Annotated in this window: 14 protein-coding genes; all 14 read left to right on the forward strand. The window is 62.0% G+C overall.

Going from position 1 to position 17,288, the window contains the following annotated elements; all coding sequences use genetic code 11:
• Window positions 1-13: 13 nt before the first annotated feature.
• On the forward strand, window positions 14-598 hold the full coding sequence (locus BMZ66_RS21025; protein ID WP_092678088.1) for an energy transducer TonB: 585 nt from the start codon (window positions 14-16) through the stop codon (window positions 596-598).
• A gap of 41 nt (window positions 599-639) precedes the next feature.
• On the forward strand, window positions 640-1,212 hold the full coding sequence (locus BMZ66_RS21030) for a hypothetical protein (protein WP_092678090.1): 573 nt from the start codon (window positions 640-642) through the stop codon (window positions 1,210-1,212).
• A gap of 22 nt (window positions 1,213-1,234) precedes the next feature.
• Window positions 1,235-1,675 carry a putative signal transducing protein gene (locus tag BMZ66_RS21035; protein ID WP_092678092.1) on the forward strand — a complete coding sequence of 147 codons (441 nt, stop codon included), beginning with the start codon at window positions 1,235-1,237 and terminating at the stop codon, window positions 1,673-1,675.
• A gap of 159 nt (window positions 1,676-1,834) precedes the next feature.
• Window positions 1,835-3,064 carry a PA14 domain-containing protein gene (locus BMZ66_RS21040; RefSeq protein WP_092678094.1) on the forward strand — a complete coding sequence of 410 codons (1,230 nt, stop codon included), beginning with the start codon at window positions 1,835-1,837 and terminating at the stop codon, window positions 3,062-3,064.
• A gap of 80 nt (window positions 3,065-3,144) precedes the next feature.
• Complete coding sequence (locus BMZ66_RS21045; protein WP_092678096.1) at window positions 3,145-4,092, forward strand: SDR family oxidoreductase; 948 nt, start codon at window positions 3,145-3,147, stop codon at window positions 4,090-4,092.
• A gap of 234 nt (window positions 4,093-4,326) precedes the next feature.
• Window positions 4,327-5,742 carry an L-lactate MFS transporter gene (locus tag BMZ66_RS21050; RefSeq protein WP_092678098.1) on the forward strand — a complete coding sequence of 472 codons (1,416 nt, stop codon included), beginning with the start codon at window positions 4,327-4,329 and terminating at the stop codon, window positions 5,740-5,742.
• Window positions 5,743-5,776: 34 nt separating this feature from the next.
• Complete coding sequence (locus BMZ66_RS25620) at window positions 5,777-5,923, forward strand: MFS transporter small subunit (protein WP_177204838.1); 147 nt, start codon at window positions 5,777-5,779, stop codon at window positions 5,921-5,923.
• A gap of 127 nt (window positions 5,924-6,050) precedes the next feature.
• Window positions 6,051-7,574 carry a M20/M25/M40 family metallo-hydrolase gene (locus BMZ66_RS21055; RefSeq protein ID WP_092678100.1) on the forward strand — a complete coding sequence of 508 codons (1,524 nt, stop codon included), beginning with the start codon at window positions 6,051-6,053 and terminating at the stop codon, window positions 7,572-7,574.
• Window positions 7,575-7,758: 184 nt separating this feature from the next.
• Entirely contained in the window at window positions 7,759-8,364 is a 606-nt protein-coding gene (locus BMZ66_RS21060; protein ID WP_092678103.1) for a gluconate 2-dehydrogenase subunit 3 family protein, read from the forward strand.
• A gap of 212 nt (window positions 8,365-8,576) precedes the next feature.
• On the forward strand, window positions 8,577-10,271 hold the full coding sequence (locus BMZ66_RS21065) for a GMC family oxidoreductase (protein WP_092678105.1): 1,695 nt from the start codon (window positions 8,577-8,579) through the stop codon (window positions 10,269-10,271).
• A gap of 207 nt (window positions 10,272-10,478) precedes the next feature.
• Window positions 10,479-11,813, forward strand: coding sequence for a family 1 glycosylhydrolase (locus tag BMZ66_RS21070; protein WP_092678108.1), 1,335 nt, complete (start codon window positions 10,479-10,481; stop codon window positions 11,811-11,813).
• 105 nt (window positions 11,814-11,918) lie between these two features.
• Window positions 11,919-12,209: a hypothetical protein gene (locus tag BMZ66_RS21075; protein ID WP_143080323.1), complete on the forward strand. Its 291-nt coding sequence runs from the start codon at window positions 11,919-11,921 to the stop codon at window positions 12,207-12,209.
• Between the two features lie 297 nt (window positions 12,210-12,506).
• Window positions 12,507-15,086, forward strand: coding sequence for a DUF5686 and carboxypeptidase-like regulatory domain-containing protein (locus BMZ66_RS21080; protein WP_092678112.1), 2,580 nt, complete (start codon window positions 12,507-12,509; stop codon window positions 15,084-15,086).
• A gap of 82 nt (window positions 15,087-15,168) precedes the next feature.
• A complete protein-coding gene (locus BMZ66_RS21085; protein ID WP_143080324.1) occupies window positions 15,169-17,214 on the forward strand; it encodes a 7TM diverse intracellular signaling domain-containing protein in 2,046 nt (681 codons plus the stop codon).
• Window positions 17,215-17,288: the final 74 nt, after the last annotated feature.

The raw sequence follows: 17,288 nt of genomic DNA on the forward strand, positions 1-17,288 counted from the left end.
ACGTTATTATTCCGTGAAAATTACAATTTTAAAGAGCGGGCAGCTTTGCCTGCTTCTGGGGCTTGCCTTCACTGCCAATGCCCAAAAACAGCGCACCACCAAATGGGAGAGCGGCCTGATGGACCACCAGAACAAGGTGGGCATTTGGGAATACTACGGCTACACTGCTTCAAAAGAAAAAGTAGTGGTGCAGCGCTACGACCACTCGGCCAAGCAGCTGGTTTACTACCGGCCCGCCGGCGACATGACCTACCGCGCCGAAACGCGCCCCGGCCAATGGGCCAGCCGCGTGGTGGACCGTCCCCCACTGTTTGTGGGCGGCGACCCTGCTCTGGCGGCCTACACCACCCAGCTGCAGTATCCGCAACAGGCGCAGTCCCGCAACATCCAAGGGCAAGTCGTTATCGGGTTTGCCATTGATACGTTGGGGCGTGCCGCCGACCACCGCGTGCTGCGCAGCATCGGAGGCGGCTGCGACCAGGAAGCCATGCGCGTGGCTCGCACCATTCCCAACGAGTGGATACCGGCCCGCATCGGCACCCGCGCCGTGCCCGTCGAGTATGAGCTCACGCTTACCTTTCGCATGGCGCAGCCGTAGAAGGCACCAGAGCGCCTTGTATATAGTGCTCGTTTAATGCCATGAACAACCCTATTGAAGGCTTGAAAACCGGACTCCTAAAGACTACGGGCCTGCTGTTGCTGCCGCTGCTGCTCACAGCTTGCGACAGTACTCCGCGCGAACGCCAGGAAGTAACCCGCGAGGGCGTCCGCGAACTCGACACCCTCGCCCGCAAAGCTGGGGAGCGGCTGTCCAACGTGGGCAAAGCCGCTGCTACTTACGACGCTTCCAACCGGGCCCGCCGCAAGCAGCCGCTGGACCCGCGCAAGGAAATCGCCATGGAAGACCAGCTCATGGGCCCGTATTCGGGGCAACTGGACAACCTTACCCCGGCCGACCTGCCCAACGCCTACGCCCAGCTCATCCGCTCGGCCCGCACGCAGCGCACCACCTGGACCGACCGCGACTGGGACTACGCCCGTGCCGTGTATAAGCGCCTGAACGACCAAGCCAAGCAGGTGAGCATGGACATTCCGGCCCGCGACGAAGTTCGTATCCGGGCGCGGCAGGCCGAATTTGTGGCCCTGCAAGCCGGCCGAACAGCCGAAGGGCTGAAGGAGGCAAGCAAGCGCCAAGCCCAGGCGTCGAAGTAGGGCACTGTTTATCCTTCCCGGCATGGCCTCTCCCGATTCCGTTGTTTTCCTTGAGTCGTACTACGAGCCCATGGCGGCCAACCTGGCCCGCACCCGGCTCGAAGCGGCTGGCATTCCCTGCTTTCTGAGCAATGAAAACCTGGTGTCGCTAATGCCGCTCTACAGCCCCATTACCGGGGGCGTGCGGCTGCACGTGCGGCAGCGCGACGCCGAGGCAGCACTGGAAATTCTGGGCAACGTGCCCGTGCCGCCCGCCACTGGCCCCGACGAAGCCTCCTTTGCCGCCGATGCGCCCGACCCGGTGGCTCCGCGCTGCCCGCGCTGCGGCTCGTCGGATGTGGCCTATGGGCCCGCCACGCGCAATACTTACGGGCTGTGGTCGGCGCTGCTGTCGGTGGTGCTGCGGTACCCGGTGCGCGGCAAGCGGCATCACTGTTTTCACTGCGGCAACGAATTCAAGTAGCGCGTAAGGAAGCTGTTTGGCCAGTTGGTTTTTGTCGAAATTCGGTGTGGTGAATCCTGGCGGCTTGATGGGAGTTTCGTAACTTCCTGAATAGCTTTAATAAGAATAAGCAATTCAAAAAAAGGAATACTACTGTTTCTGGATTGCCGTTATTGCGTCATGGCTTGCAGAATTTACCGGTGGTCTGGGAGGCTGTTGCTGTTTGGAGTGCTGCTCCTGGCGGGACTATTGCTGCCGCAGTTGCCTGCTGTAGCCCAGTCTCAGCTGGTGGGCAACGGCATTAGGGGCGACTATTACGAGGGAACAAATTTTCAGAAATTTGTGCTCAGCCGCCGCGATGCTACGCTGGCTTTTGACTGGGGCCACATGCCGCCGGCCCTCGGCATGCCCACCGAATACTTCTCGGTGCGCTGGACCGGCTGGCTGGTGCCGCCGGCCACCGGCCGGTACGTGCTGCACGTAACCGTGGACGATGGCATTCGCATCTGGGTAAACAACCGCCTGATTATGGACGAGTGGCGCCCGCAACCGGTAAGCCGCTTTACCACGGCCATTTCCCTCAAGGCTGGCGAGCCCTACCACCTGCGGGTCGAATACTACCAAGACATTCTGGATACCCGCGCGGTAGTCACCTGGGAGCGGCCCGATGAGCCCCTGACGGCCCCTCCCGCCTCGTGGCGCAACTTGTGGGGCGCCACTGCTCAGGTGCCTAAGCCGGCGCCCATTCCCACGCAGTTCTTGTTTCGGGAAAACCCCAAGGCAGTAGCGGCTCGAGTGGTGCCGCCCTTGCCTCCTCCTACCGAGCGCGAGGTTCCGGCGCAGGCCCTTGCCGTAGCGGTTGCCAAACGAGCCGAAGCAGACATTCGGCCCACACGGCCTCCGTCATTGCCTCCATCCCTGGCCAGGGCCGCCGGCAAGCCCGCCGTTGCCGCATTTAGCCCGAGCGCCGGGGCAGCAGCAGTCAAACGCCTGCCAACTCAGCCGGTGCCTGCTCGCGTTGCCACTGCTTCCAGAGCCATAAGCAATGCCCAGCTGGCTAGCCTCAGCGTGGGCGAGGCCCTGACCCTGCCCGAGCTTTACTTCAACCAGGGCCAGGCGCGCCTGCTGCCCGCGGCGCGCGAGCTGCTCGATGGCCTGGCAGCCGCGCTCAGCGCCCAGCCCGGCCTGCGCTTCGAAGTGCAGGGTCACACCGATAACGTGGGCAATGCCGAGCTCAACCGGCTGCTCTCGCAGCAGCGGGCCGATGCGGTGTGCCTTTACCTTACGGCCCACGGGGTAGCGGCCGGGCGGCTGCGGCCCAAGGGCTTTGGCGGCACCCAGCCCGTGGCCGACAACGCCGACCCCGCCCAGCGCCCCCTCAACCGCCGCGTGGTGCTGCGCCGGCTGTAACGGAGCGTTTGTTCGGCCGTTGGCGAACACAGCCGTTCTGGTTTTTTTAGCGTAAGCAGAGTCCACTCCTTGTCTTCCGCATGACCACCAAAAAAACTGCTTCCGCCAAGCCTAACACTCCCAAGCCCACGGCCGCCAAAGCCGCGCCGGCCAAAACCGAAAGCCGCCCCACGGCCAAAGACATGAAAGCCGCGGCCCAAAAGTTGCCCTACCCTGCCGCCCAAGCCGACATGAAGCTGCAGCCCGATTCGGACCTTGCCAACTACCGTGCGGCTGGCAAGCTCCAGGATAAAGTGGCCCTCATAACCGGGGCCGATTCGGGCATTGGGCGGGCCGTGGCCATTGCTTTCGCCAAGGAAGGCGCCCACGTGGCCGTGCTCTTCAACGAAAACGTGAAGGACGCCGAAAAAACCAAGCAGCTGGTGGAAAAGGAGAAGCGCCAGTGCCTGCTGCTGCAGCTCGACGTGCGCGACCCGGAGCAGTGCAAGCAAGCCGTACGCCGCACTCTGGCCGAGCTGGGCGGCCTGAACATCTTGGTGAACAACGCCGCTTTTCAGATGAGCCAGGAGAAGTTTGAGGACATTTCGGAGGAGCAAGTGCGGCGCACCTTCGACACCAACATTCTGGGCTACATCTGGATGGCGCAGGCGGCCATTCCGCACTTGCAGAAGGGCGACTGCATCATCAACACAGGCAGCATTGTGGGCATCACGGGCATTGCCCTGCTCGTAGACTATTCGGCCAGCAAGGCGGGCATTCACGCTCTCACCAAGTCGCTGGCCTTGTACCTGGGCGAGAAAGGCATTCGCGTGAACTGCGTGGTGCCCGGGCCGGTCTGGACGCCCAACATTCCAGCGACCATGCCGCTGGAAGAAATTGAGAAGTTTGGCCACGAAGTAGCCCTCAAGCGCCCCGGCCAGCCCGAGGAAATTGCGCCGGCCTACGTGCTACTGGCCAGCCAGGACGGCTCCTTCATGACCGGCAGCCTTGTGCACGTAACCGGCGGCAAGCTCAGCAGCGACGAATAGGGCCATCGCCTTTAGCAATGGGAATGAAAACGGCCGGCACCCGCCCGTTTTCATTCCCATTTTTGGGCTAATGAAGCTATATCAGTTTAGCAATTTTTTTGAACCTCAAGTAATCAATCAGTTAAAAAGTCGGTTACCTTTCCACTCGTGGGAATTCAACGGCATTCTGATGCCCGCGAATGGTGCCCCGCTTTTCGTTTTTCACGTCAATTTTTCAACCCAATTCCCACTCCTATGGCTGAAAACTCCACTTCATTCCTTGACCGGAGCCGTACCGTGGCGGGCCCTGGCTACAGCCGCTGGCTGGTGCCGCCGGCGGCCCTGGCCATTCACCTGGCCATTGGGCAGGCCTACGCTTTTAGCGTGTTCAAGAAACCCATGGGCGCCCTCATCAGCGGCAACGTGGACGCTCCGGCGCCCGATGACTGGACGGCTGGCCAGCTGGCCGTGATTTTCTCGATTGCCATTGTGCTGCTTGGCCTATCGGCGGCAGTGTTTGGCAAGTGGTTGGAACGAGTGGGTCCCCGCAAGGCCATGCTGGCCTCGGCACTGTGCTTTGGGGGCGGCTTTCTGATTTCGGCGCTGGGCGTTAGCATGCACCAAATCTGGCTGGTGTACTTCGGCTATGGCTTCATTGGCGGCATTGGGCTGGGCATCGGCTACATCTCGCCGGTAAGCACCCTGATAAAGTGGTTTCCGGACCGGCCGGGCGTGGCGACTGGCATGGCCATCATGGGCTTTGGCGGCGGCGCCATGATAGGCTCGCCGCTGGCCGTGGCCCTCATGGCGCAGTTCAAGGATGTGGCCCCGATGGGCGTTGCGCCCACGTTCATCGTCATGGGCTTGATTTATCTGGCATTTATGATGTTTGGCGTGTTCACCATTCGGGTGCCCGCTGAGGGCTGGAAACCCGAAGGCTACGTGCCCAAAACCAACCAGAATGCCCTCATCACCAGCGCCAACGTAGACGCCGACACGGCCATCAAAACGCCGCAGTTCTGGCTGCTGTGGGTGGTGCTGTGCATGAACGTGACGGCGGGCATCGGCGTACTCGAATCGGCGTCGCCGCTCATTCAGGAGTCCTTTTCGGATTCGGCCATGGGGGCGGGCCGGGGCGTGACGGCGGCGGCGGCGGCCGGCTTCGTGGGCCTGCTCAGCTTGTTCAACCTGCTGGGGCGGTTCTTCTGGTCGTCGGCTTCGGACAAGCTGGGCCGCAAGCCTACCTATATGATTTACTTCGGCTTGGGCATTGCCTTGTATGCCCTGGTACCCACGTTGGCCGCCAATGCTTCGCTGACGCTGTTTGTGGTGGTGTGTTGCGTGATAATGAGCATGTACGGCGGTGGGTTTGCCACCATTCCGGCCTACTTGCGCGACATGTTCGGCACCATGCAAGTGGGCGCCATCCACGGGCGCCTGCTCACGGCCTGGTCCACGGCCGGCATTTTGGGGCCGCTGCTGGTGAACTACTTGCGCGACAACCAAAAAGCCAAGGGCCTAGTGGGCGCGGCGGCTTACCAAAGCGTGTTCTACACCATGGCGGGGGTGCTGGTCGTCGGGTTTATTGCCAACTTCCTCGTTTCGGCGGTAGCCGAACGGTACCATGTGAAAAACCCAGCGCCAGTGCCGGCTACGGCCGGGGCTCACTAGGCAGCATTCGCTCACTCTTAACTCCGTTTCTGATATGAATCCGCAATCCACTCCGACTACTTCCGCCCCCGCCGACGAGACCTCCACCCTGTCGTTGGCGCTGGCCTGGGTGTTTGTGGGCGTGCCCCTGGCCTGGGGCGTGTCGCAAACGTTTATCAAAGCCCTGGCGCTCTTCAAATGAGCCTCGCGTGGCCATCACGTTCAGCAAGCAAAGCAGCCGGCCCCGCGCCGGCTGCTTTTTTTTTGGGCTGTTTGTGGCCTAGCCCGCGCCCTACTAATCTCCGACAAACCGGCTTTACTTTACGCCCATGAAAAAGCTATTGGCCCTGGCCTTGCTGGCCCTGCTGAGTTCGGCCCCGGCGCCCGACCCATTCCAGAAGGTGCGGCAGTACCGGCAGGCCCACGAGCAGGAACTACTCTCCGAGTTTGAGCAATTTGTGGCCATCCCGAACGTGGCCGCCGATACGGCCAACCTGCGCCGCACGGCTGTGTTTATTCAGGACATGATGCGCCGCCGCGGCATCAAAACCCAGCTACTGGCTGCCTCTACGCCGGGTGTGCCGCCGGTGGTTTTTGGCGAAGTGCGCACGCCTGGCGCCACTCGCACCATCATCTTCTACGCCCACTACGACGGGCAACCCGTGAACCCTGCACAGTGGCGCGAGGGCCTCAGCCCCTTCACCCCCACGCTGGCCACCGGTCCCCTCGACCGCGGCGGGCAGCTCACCACCCGCCCTGCGCCCGGCCAGCCCTTCAGCCCCGACTGGCGCCTTTACGCCCGCAGCGCTTCCGACGACAAAGCCGGCGTGATGGCCATTCTTACTGGCTACCAGGCGCTGGTGGTTAGCAAGCTGAAGCCCAAGGTCAACATCAAGTTCTTTTTTGAAGGCGAGGAAGAGCGGGGCTCTCCGCATCTGGCCGAAATTCTGGCGCGGCACAAGGCCCTGCTGGCTTCGGATTTGTGGGTGATTTGCGACGGCCCGGTGCACCAGTCGGGCCGAAAGCAGGTGGTGTTCGGCGCCCGCGGCGACGTGAACATGAGCCTGAAAGTGTATGGCCCGCGCCGCCCCCTGCACAGCGGGCACTACGGCAACTGGGTGCCAAACCCGGCGCTGGGATTGGCCCGCCTGCTGGTTTCCATGACCGACAGCACCGGCCGGGTGCGCGTGGCTGGCTTCTACGACGATGTGACGCCGCTGACTTTGGCCGAAAAAGCCGCCCTTGCGCAAGTGCCCAACCTGGACGAAACCATCCGGCAGGAGTTGGGCTTTGCCCGGCCCTACGGCACGGGCCAGTCATTGGTGGAACTCCTCAACCAGCCTTCGCTCAACATCAACGGCATGCAAAGCGCCAACGTGGGCGCGCAGGCAGCCAACGTCATTCCCACGGTGGCCTCGGCCGTGCTGGATTTGCGCCTCGTGCCCGGCAACGACGCCCAACGCCAGGTGCAAAAAGTCATTCGCCACATTGAGAAACAGGGCTACCACGTCACATCGGAAGAACCCACCGATGCCGAGCGCGCCCAGTACCCCTTGCTAGTGCGCGTGAACCCCGAGAAAGGCTACAACGCCCAGCGCACGCGCCTCGACTTGCCGATTGCGCGGCAAGTCATTGCGGCCGTGCAAACCACCACCGCCGACCCCGTGGTGGTGCTGCCCACCATGGGCGGCAGCCTGCCGCTGTACGTGTTCGAGGAACAGCTCAAGGCCAACACCGTGACGGTGCCAGTGGCGAATTATGACAACAACCAGCACGCCGAAAACGAGAACATTCGCCTCGGCAACCTTTGGGATGGTGTCGAGACCATGGCGGCCATTATGCTGCTGAAGTAGCGGTCGAGCGAGCAAATTCATCGCCGGGCTACCCCGCTCATCATGCTCGGCGTAGCGACACAATAGTGGGCTGGCTTTCTCCCTAATAATTCATGATTAAGGTCAGCCGTTGAGACTTTTTTGCTCGTAAGGAGTTATTAGCTGAGCCGTTTGCTGCAGTATTGTATCAGCTGAAGCTCCTTATATGTCCCTTCCAACTTATCCGAGCGGCACGGTGCGCACCCTGCTCGAGACCGAGCACGTGTCCGAAGCTACCCGCGCTGCGCTAGAAAGCCGGCTCGATGCTCCAACTACCTACGAGCCCCAGTTTTTGGCGCCTGAAACCTATGCCTTGCTAGAAGCCGTGGCCGGCCGCCTCTTCCCGCAACCCGACCGCCCCGAGCAGCCCATTTCCCTCGCCCCTGCCGTCGACCAGCGCTTGCTGGAAGGCCGCGCCGACGGCTGGCGTTACGACGCCCTGCCCCCCGACCGTGAGGCAATGCGCATGGGCCTGGGCGGCATTCAGGAGATAGCCCACTCGCTGTACCAAGCCGATTTCCTGGCCCTGCAGGACATCCAGCAGAACGCCGTGCTGCAGGCTCTGGCCAGTGGCCGCCCGCCCGGCGACACGTGGCTGACCCTCGACGCGGGCCGGTTCTTCGAGGAGCTATTGGCCGAGCTCACCGAAACCTACTACGCCCACCCGCTGGCCCAGGAGGAAATCGGCTACGTGGGCATGGCTGACCTACCGGCGTGGTCTAAAATCGGGTTGAACGAACGCGAAGCCCGGGAGCCACAGCCCAAAAACTGAACATCAAACTCCCCTCCTTTTTTTAAGGAGGGGACGCTGGCGCAAAGCGCCAGCTGGGGTGGTTGAACTCGTTGAACGATGGCGGAACGACTCACGCGGAATTCGTTCCGCCATCGTTCAACGAAGCTAACCACCCCCGTCCGCGCTGAAGCGCGAACATCCCCTCCTTATCTAAGGAGGGGAGTTATCCTTCTACTATCCTATCCCTTTTTATGCCCGACGAAGAAATCCTAGAAGAAGGCGTTCTTAACCCCGTATTACCCGAAATACAGGACCCGCTGCTCCGCTCGCTGATGGCCGATGAGCCCGCCACTGCCGCCGCACCCGCGGCTACCACCCTGGAGCAGCCGCAGGCCGTGCCGGCCGAGGCCGACGAAGTGGACTGCCTGGTCATTGGCCTGGGGGCGGGTGGGGCGCCGCTGCTGGCCCGCCTAGCCATGGCCGGCCTGAAGGTGATGGCCCTGGAAGCCGGCCCTTGGCACCAGCCCGAAAAGGACTTCGCCACCGACGAAAAGGCGCAGGAATACCTCTTCTGGAACGACGAACGGCTCGCGGCCGGCCATGACCCACTGGCCATGGGCAAAAACAACTCCGGCACCGGCGTGGGCGGCTCCACGCTGCACTACACCGCGTACACGCCCCGCCCGCTGCCCTCGGATTTGCATTTGCAGCGCGATTTTGGCCAGGGCGAAGACTGGCCCTTTGGCTACGAGGAGCTAGAGCCGTACTACGAGGAGCTGGAGCAGTTTTTGGGCATTTCGGGTCCTTCGCCCTACCCCTGGGGCCCGGCCCGGCGCAAGGGCTACCCGCTGGCGCCGCTGCCGCTAAACAGCGCCGCCCAGCTCATGGTGCGGGGCTGCGAAATGCTGGGCATTGCCACCTCGCCTGCGGCCAACGCCGCCCTCTCGTCCCGCTACTACCAGGAAGGCGTGGGCTGGCGCGAGGCCTGCACCAACCGCGGCTTTTGCCAGGCCGGCTGCTCCAACGGCGCCAAGGCCAGCATGGACGTCACCTTCATTCCGCTAGCCGTGGCGCACGGGGCCGATATCCGTCCCAATAGCTTCGTGACGGAAATTGAGCGCGACGAACGGGGCCGCGTGACCGGCGTGGTGTACACCCACAATGGTGAGCAGCACCGGCAGCGCTGCCGCCACCTGTTCCTGTGCGGCGGCTCGGTAGAAACTCCGCGCCTACTACTGCTCAACGAGCTGGCCCTCACCAGCGGGCAGGTAGGCCGCAACCTGATGGCCCACCCCGGCGTGCAGGTGTTTGGCACGTTTGGCGAAGAAGTGCGGCCTTACAAAGGCATTCCGGGCGGCCTGATTTCGCAGGACACGCATCGGCCCAAGGATGCTGACTTTGTGGGCGGCTACCTGCTGCAGAGCATCGGCATTATGCCCGTCACGTTTGCCGGGCAGGTGGCGCGGGGCCGCAAGTACTGGGGCCAGCAACTGCGCGACTATATGAAGAACTACAACCACATAGCCGGAATCAATATTCTGGGCGACTGCCTGCCCCACGCCGACAACTACCTCGAGCTGGCCGAAGAAAAGGACGCCCGCGGCCTGCCCAAGCCGCGCCTGCATTTCACCATGCAGGAAAATGAGCGCCGCATGAACGACCACGCCGAAGCCCTGATGCGCCGCATCTGGACGGCCGCCGGGGCCACCGATATCTGGGCGTTTCCGCGCATGGCCCACGTCATTGGCACGGCCCGCATGGGCCTGAGCGGCGACGATGCCGTGGTGGATGCCGACGGCCGCGCCTTCGACGTGCCCAACCTCTATATCTGCGACAACTCCACTTTCCCAAGCGCGCTGAGCGTAAACCCCGCCCTGACCATCATGGCCCTGAGCCTGCGCACGGCCGATAAGTTTCTGGAAAGCCAGCAGCGCCGCGACAGTTGAACGACAACTCCCCTCCTTTTTTAAGGAGGGGACGCTGGCGCGAAGTGCCGGCTGGGGTGGTGAAGTCGTTGAACGACACTCGAACGATACTACTGCGAGTCGTTCGCCTATCGTTCAACGAGGGGCACCACCCCCGTTCGAGCCGTTGGCTCGAACATCCCCTCCTTAAAAAAGGAGGGGAGTTTTCAGTTCTTTTAGCTCCTTCCCATGAAGTCCTTTCTCACCAACATCAAGGCCCATTTCGGCGACGGCAACTACGAAGGCGACGAGTTTGGCGGGGCGCGGGGCCACGACGGGCGCGGCCTGCCCACGGGCCTGCCGAATAACTTCATGTTTGCCACCGGCATTGAGTGCTCGAATCCGACCATTGATAATGGCCGGACGCGGCGCGATATGCTCGCCGAGTGCGGCCACTACGACCGGTGGCAGGAAGACCTGGCCCTGGTAAAAAGCCTGGGCCTGAAAGTGCTGCGCTATGGCCTGCCCTACCACAAAACTCACCTCGGGCCGGGCCGCTACGACTGGGAGTTTGCCGACCTGGTGATGGCCGAGATGCAGCGCCTCGAAATCACGCCCATTCTGGACTTGCTGCACTTTGGGGTGCCCGACTGGCTGGGTAACTTCCAAAACCCCGAGTTGCCCGTGCACTTTGCCGAGTATGCGGGAGCGGTGGCCCGGCGCTACCCCTGGGTGCGCTACTACACGCCCATCAACGAAATCTACGTTACGGCCCGCATGAGTGCTAAGGACGGGGTGTGGAATGAGCAGCTGAAAACCGACAAGGGCTTTGTGACGGCCATGAAGCACTTGGTGGCGGCCAGCATCATGGCCACCCAGCAGATTGCCAAGCACCGGCCCGACTGCATTATCGTGCAAAGTGAGTCGGCCGAATACATCCACGAGCTGCGGGCCACGCCCTCACCCCAAATCACGCTCGACAACAAGCTGCGCTTTCTATCGCTGGACCTGCTCTACGCCCATCACCCCGACGGCGACGTGATAAACTACCTCTACGACAACGGCATGACCCGCCGCGAGTACGACTGGTTTATGGCCGGCGAGCCGCCCGGCTACCAGATTATGGGCAACGACTACTACGGCCGCAACGAGAAAATCATTCTGCCCAACGGCGAAATCTGCACCAGCATGGACGTGCTGGGCTGGTACAACATCACGCTGGAGTATTATCGCCGCTACCGCAAGCCGGTGATGCACACCGAAACCAACGTGTTTGAGGCCCACAACGGCCCCACTTGGCTATGGAAGCAGTGGGTGAATATCCTGCGCATGCGCGACGAAGGCGTGCCCGTGCTCGGCTTCACTTGGTATTCGCTTATCGACCAGGTCGACTGGGACATTGGCCTCTCCCGCAAAGTGGGCAAGGTGAACCCCTGCGGCCTGTTCGACCTCGACCGCCAGCCCCGGCCCGTGGCTGATAGCTACCGGCAGCTGCTGGAAGAGTACGGCCAAATCACCATCGTGCCCCACGGCGAGCTCTTTGAAGTGACCGATGCGCCGGCCACGCTGAAGGTGGAAGTATAGCTTCTGCCTCGCGGCGGATTTTTTGCTTCTGTAGAATGCCTTTGAATAAGCCCGAGCATCCGGGTTCTTCCGGTTTGCGTACCGCTCAGGCCACTCTTCTCGCTTATGTCCGCTCCTGTTTTGCTCTTGCGCATGGCCTCAGCCTGGCCCCTGCCGGGCCTGGGGCTGCTGGTGTTGCCCGCCGCGCCCACGCCCCACCTGGCAGCCTATGAACTGCACACAGCTTTAGCAGTAGAGGCGGTGCTGCCCAGCGGCGCCCGCTGCCGGGGCACCGCCACCGTGGAAGAGATAACGCGTACCGAAGTGGTGGAGCGGGGCTTACTGCTTGAGTTAGAGCAGGGCGCGCCGAGTCTTGTGCCGGACACCGAAATCTGGCTTGTAGATTATTCGAGGTAACACACTAGCTAGTTCTATGCAGCGGGGTCGGGTTGACAGGCGCTTGCGCTGCTGCAGCGACATTCAGTTTGATGCTACCGTCCTCCGCATTCCTAATTATGCAAAAAGTATAAATTTTCAAATGGCACGGCGGGCAAAACCTCTTTTAATAGAGCAATAGCGGCTGTTTACTTGGCAGGCTGAATTATTAACCTAAGAAATCCCCAATTCGGGTGGGAACTAGTTGGGAGCCAAGCATGCTTTGCGTAGATTGCGAGTCTACTCCTGGTTAATCCATTTGGCTAATCCATACTTTTTATGAGATTTCTTGCTTCGCTGCTTCTGGTTTGCCTCGGGGCATTGCCAGCCGTAGCCCAGCGTATTTTACTCAGTGGCCAGGTGGTAGAGGCTACCAATGGGGAGCCGGTCCCATTCGCCTCCATTTTTGTTCCCAAAACCAGTTTCGGCGTTACCGCCGATGCCGATGGCCGGTTCAAGCTCACCATCACGGGCTCTCCCGACTCCATTGCGGCCTCAGCCATGGGCTTTGCCACCCAGCGGCGCAAGCTCACTGCCGCCCCCGAGCAGAAGGTGCTGTTTCGCCTGCGGTCCGGCGGCGTGGCCTTGGCCGAAGTGGTGGTGACCTCGCGCCAGCCAGAAAACCCGGCCTTTCGCATCCTGCGCGAAGTGCAGAAGCACAAGCCCAAAAACGAGCGCAACGCCCTACACGCGGCCGAGTTTGATTCTTACAACCGCATCGAAACCAGCCTGATTGACTTGCCCGCCAGCATGTCGAAACGCAAGGTTATCAAAGACATTCGGGCCCTGGCCGTGCGCCAGGGCGCCGCCGCTGCCTCCGACCACGACGCCCCGCTGCCCATATTTGCGTCCGAGGTAAGCTCGCGGGTGTACCAGAAATTTACGCCCCTGCGCCGGCGCGAAGACCTGCAGCACAAGCAGATGCGCGGCGCGGGCCCGCGCGAAGGCTCGGTGCTCTCGCAGATGCTGGGCTCGAACTTCCAAAACTTCGATTTCTACCCCAACTGGCAAAACATTCTGGGCAAGGACTTTATCTCGCCCATTGCCGAGGGTGGCCGCCTCACCTACGAGTACGAGCTGCAGGACTCCGTGTTTGTGGGCAAAGACTGGTGCTATAAGATTGCCGTGACGCCAAAGCGGGCCCACGACCTGGCCTTTAAAGGCACCATCTGGGTTACCGACGAAACCTACGCCCTGCGCCGGGTAGACCTGGTGGCCAGTCCCAACGCCAACATCAACTTCGTGAGCGAGCTGCGCGTGTTTCAGGAGCTCACGCCCCCCGCCGACGGCCCCGGCTTGGCCGCCCGCACCAAGCTGCTGCTGGCCGTGCGCCCCTCCGAGAAGCAAGCGGCCATGCTGGTACGCTTCACCACGGTGAGCAGCAATTTTGTGCGCAACCAGCCCCACACCGAAAGCGGGTTCTACGACCAGCCCATTGTGTCGTCGCTGATGGAGCCCACCGAAAAAGGCGCCAGCGCCAGCCTGCTCAGCGGGCTGCCCCAGGGCACGGGCATGGGCTATTTCGACTTGAACCGGCCCGACACGCTCAGCCTCTCGGAACGTCAGAACTTTGCCGTGCTCGACTCGGCCAGACAGCTGCCTTCGGTTCGCAACCTCCTCGACTGGGTCGAGCTGTTTGTGAATGGATACAAGCGGGTGGGGCGCTGGGACATTGGGCCCATTCTCAATACCTACTCCCGCAACGACTACGAGGGCAGCCGAATTCGTGTTGGCTTTCGCACCACGCCTGAAATCAGCCGCGACTGGGTCAGCCAGGGCTACCTGGCCTATGGCACCAAAGACGAGCGTCTGAAATACGGCCTCAAAACCAGCTTCATTGCCGAGCGCCGCCACTGGACCGTGTTCAGCGCCGAGTACCGGCACGACGTGGAGCAAGTGGCGCTGCTGGACAATGATTTCCTGCCCGATAACAACCTGTTTCTGGCGGCTTCGCGCTGGGGCCGCTTCATTCAGGGCCGCCCCATCCTGCGCGACTTGTACTCGCTGAGTGCCCAGCGCGACCTGTTCCACAACTTCATTCAGAGCGTGACGCTGCGCCACCAGGACGTGTCGCCCCTGCACGACTTCGCGTACTTCTCCACGCCCGAGCGCGGCCCCTCGGCCCCCATTGGCCATGCCCTCACGCTCTCGGAGCTGGTGCTGGAGTCGCGCTACGCCCCCGACGAAAACCTGGTGCAAAGCGAGAACCGCCGCCGCTCCATTGGCCTGCGGCGCCTGCCGGTGTTCACGTTTCGCTATACCGTGGGCTTCCGCAACCTGTTTGACGAAAATACCCCGCCGGCTTACCAGAAATTCAACTTGCTGGTGACGCAAAGCGTGTCGTTGGGCCAGCTGGGCCGCCTGGGCTACCGCGTCGAGGGCAGCTACATTCCCGATGCGGTGCCCTACCTCATTCTCAAAACCCCGCTCGGCAACCAGACGCCGTTCTACAACGCCAACGCCTTCAACCTGATGAACTACTTCGAGTTCGTGACCGACCGTTCGGTGTCGCTCCGGCTCGACCACCGCTTCGAAGGCTTGTTGCTGAACAGCATCCCGGGCATCCGGGCCCTGAACTGGCGCCTGGTGGCCACGGCCAACATGCTCTACGGCGACTTGTCGAACGCCAACCGGGTACAGCCCCGGCGCGACCGGGAAGGCCACGAGCTGCCCGGCATTCCCACCCTGGACAAGCAGCCGTACCTGGAAGCTGGCTACGGCGTCGAAAACATTTTCAAGTTTTTGCGGGTCGATTTCATTCATCGCGTCACCTACCGCGACCAGCCGGCTCGCATCACCTCGTTCTCGCCCGAACACCGCAACTTCGGCGTCAAGCTCAGCGCCCAGTTCCGGCTCTAGTCTTTTCGTCCAGCAGGCTTTGCCTTAACTTCAGAGCCCATTGGTCGAAAGCCAGTGGGCTTTTTTGTTTTTTCGGAACCACATGCAACACGTATCCAATCCGATTTCCAGCCAAGTGCCGGGCTGGGCAACGCGCAAGGGCCTAGGACGGCTTTTCAGCACGGGCCTGTTGCTGCTCGCCTTGCTGGCCAGCAGCCTAAGCAGCCGGGCGGCCGTGCCCGAGGACACGCTGGCGGTGAACCCCGCTCAGCGGTCCATTTACATGGACGAAAACTACTACAGCGTGCTGGAAGACCCCACCGGGCGCCTCACCCTGGCCGACGTGCAAAGCCCCGCCCTGGCGGCGCGCTTCCAAAAGCTGCGGGGCTCCGGGCAGCCGCCCAACATTCAGCACCCCAGCAGCACCTACTGGCTGCGCATCACCGTGCGCCACCCCGCCACCGAAACCGCTACCTGGTACCTCGAGCTCTACGACTCGCACATTGGCCGGGCGGTGTTCTTCCGCCCCGTGGCCGATGCCGGCCTTGCCGGAGCTCCAGCCGCTTATGACAGTGTGGCCACCGGCGCCAGCCTGCCCTTCGCCACTCGCCCCCACCCCTACAAAAACTTCCTGTTTGACCTGCCGCCCCGCCGGGGCCAAACCGCGACCTATTACCTGCGCCTGCGCTCCGATACCCGCACCAGCTTCCGGGCCATGCTGCATAGCAGCGACGGCCTCATTCCGGAGCTATCGGTGCAGTACTGGCTGCTGGGGGTGTTCTATGGCATCCTGTTTATCATGGTGCTCTACAACCTCATTCTGTTCTTCTTCCTGAAGGAGCAGACCTATTTCTCCTACGTGCTCTACGTGGTGAGCGGGGCCTTGCTTTTTCTGACCGAAGACGGGCTGGGCTTTCAGTACCTGTGGGCCGGCTGGCCGGGGCTCAACCACTTCATTGGGGCGATAGCGCCGGTACTGCTGCTACTCACGTTCGCCCTCTACGCCAGCGGCTTTCTGGACACGGCCTCGCGCCTGCCGGCGCTGCACCGCATCGGGCGCTGGGTGGTGGGGGTGAGTACAGCCCTGTTGGTGGTCGACGCAGCCGTGATTCACTCAGGTTTTAGCTTCTGGCTGTACCTGCTGCCGTATGGCTTGCTCTACTACATTGCCTACCAGGCCTACCGGAGCGGGCTGAAGCCGGCCCGCTACCTCTTGCTGGGCCAGGGCCTGGTGGCCAGCAGCCTGGCCTTCCTTATCATGCGTAAGCTGGGCATTGATTTCTACAACAATGCCTACACCGTATACAGCCTGTACGTGGCCTTTGTGGCCGAAGTAGTGGTATTGAGCTACGCCCTAGGCGAGAAAATCAAGGGCATCATGGATACCACCCTGCTCACCCAAAACCGCCTGCTGAAGCAGCTGCGCAAGAAGCACCAGGCCCAGGACCGGCTGGTAGAGCAGATGCGCGAAAACCAAGAGCTGAAAGACCACCTCAACACCGAGCTTGAGGCCCTGGTAACCCAGCGCACGGCCGAGCTGCGCCGCCAGAACGACACGGTGGCCGCCCAAAACCGCGAGCTGCTCGAAGCCAATGGCCTGCTGGCCTTGCAGTCGGCCGCCATCGAGAAGCTCAACAGCGAGCTGAGCCGCGACCTGCACGCCGAGAAAGCCGCCCGCATTGAAGCCCGTGAAGTTGACTTCGGCGAGTTCAGCCAGATATACCCCGACAAGGACGCCTGCCTCCGTTACTTAGCCGACCTGAAGTGGGCGCAGGGCGGCTACCGCTGCCGCAAGTGCGGCCACGAAAAAAGCTGTGAAGCCCGCGAGCCCCACGCCCGCCGCTGCACGCGCTGCCGCTACGTGGAGTCGGCCACGGCCGGCACCCTACTGCAAAAGTGCAAGTTCTCAATAGTGAAAGCACTGTACGCCGTGTTCCTGCTGCACGCTCACAAAGGGAACTACTCGCCCGCCGAGCTGGCGCGCGTGTTGGAGCTACGGCAGGCCACGAGCTGGGCCTTTGCTCAAAAGGTGCTGGCGGCTTTGCAGCGCCGCCGCCTGGCTTCCGACTACGAAGACGGCGAGCCCTGGACTCACGTGCTGCTGGACGCCACAGCCGAAGCCGAATTGGCCGAAATTGAGGAGATGTAAACGGTCCGATTTGGTCCAAAAAGCTCCGGTAACGTTTGCGATAATGCGTGCCCTTTCATTCGGCCTTGGCATGT

It is taken from the genome of Hymenobacter arizonensis, from assembly GCF_900115775.1.
In the GTDB taxonomy this organism is placed as follows: domain Bacteria; phylum Bacteroidota; class Bacteroidia; order Cytophagales; family Hymenobacteraceae; genus Hymenobacter; species Hymenobacter arizonensis.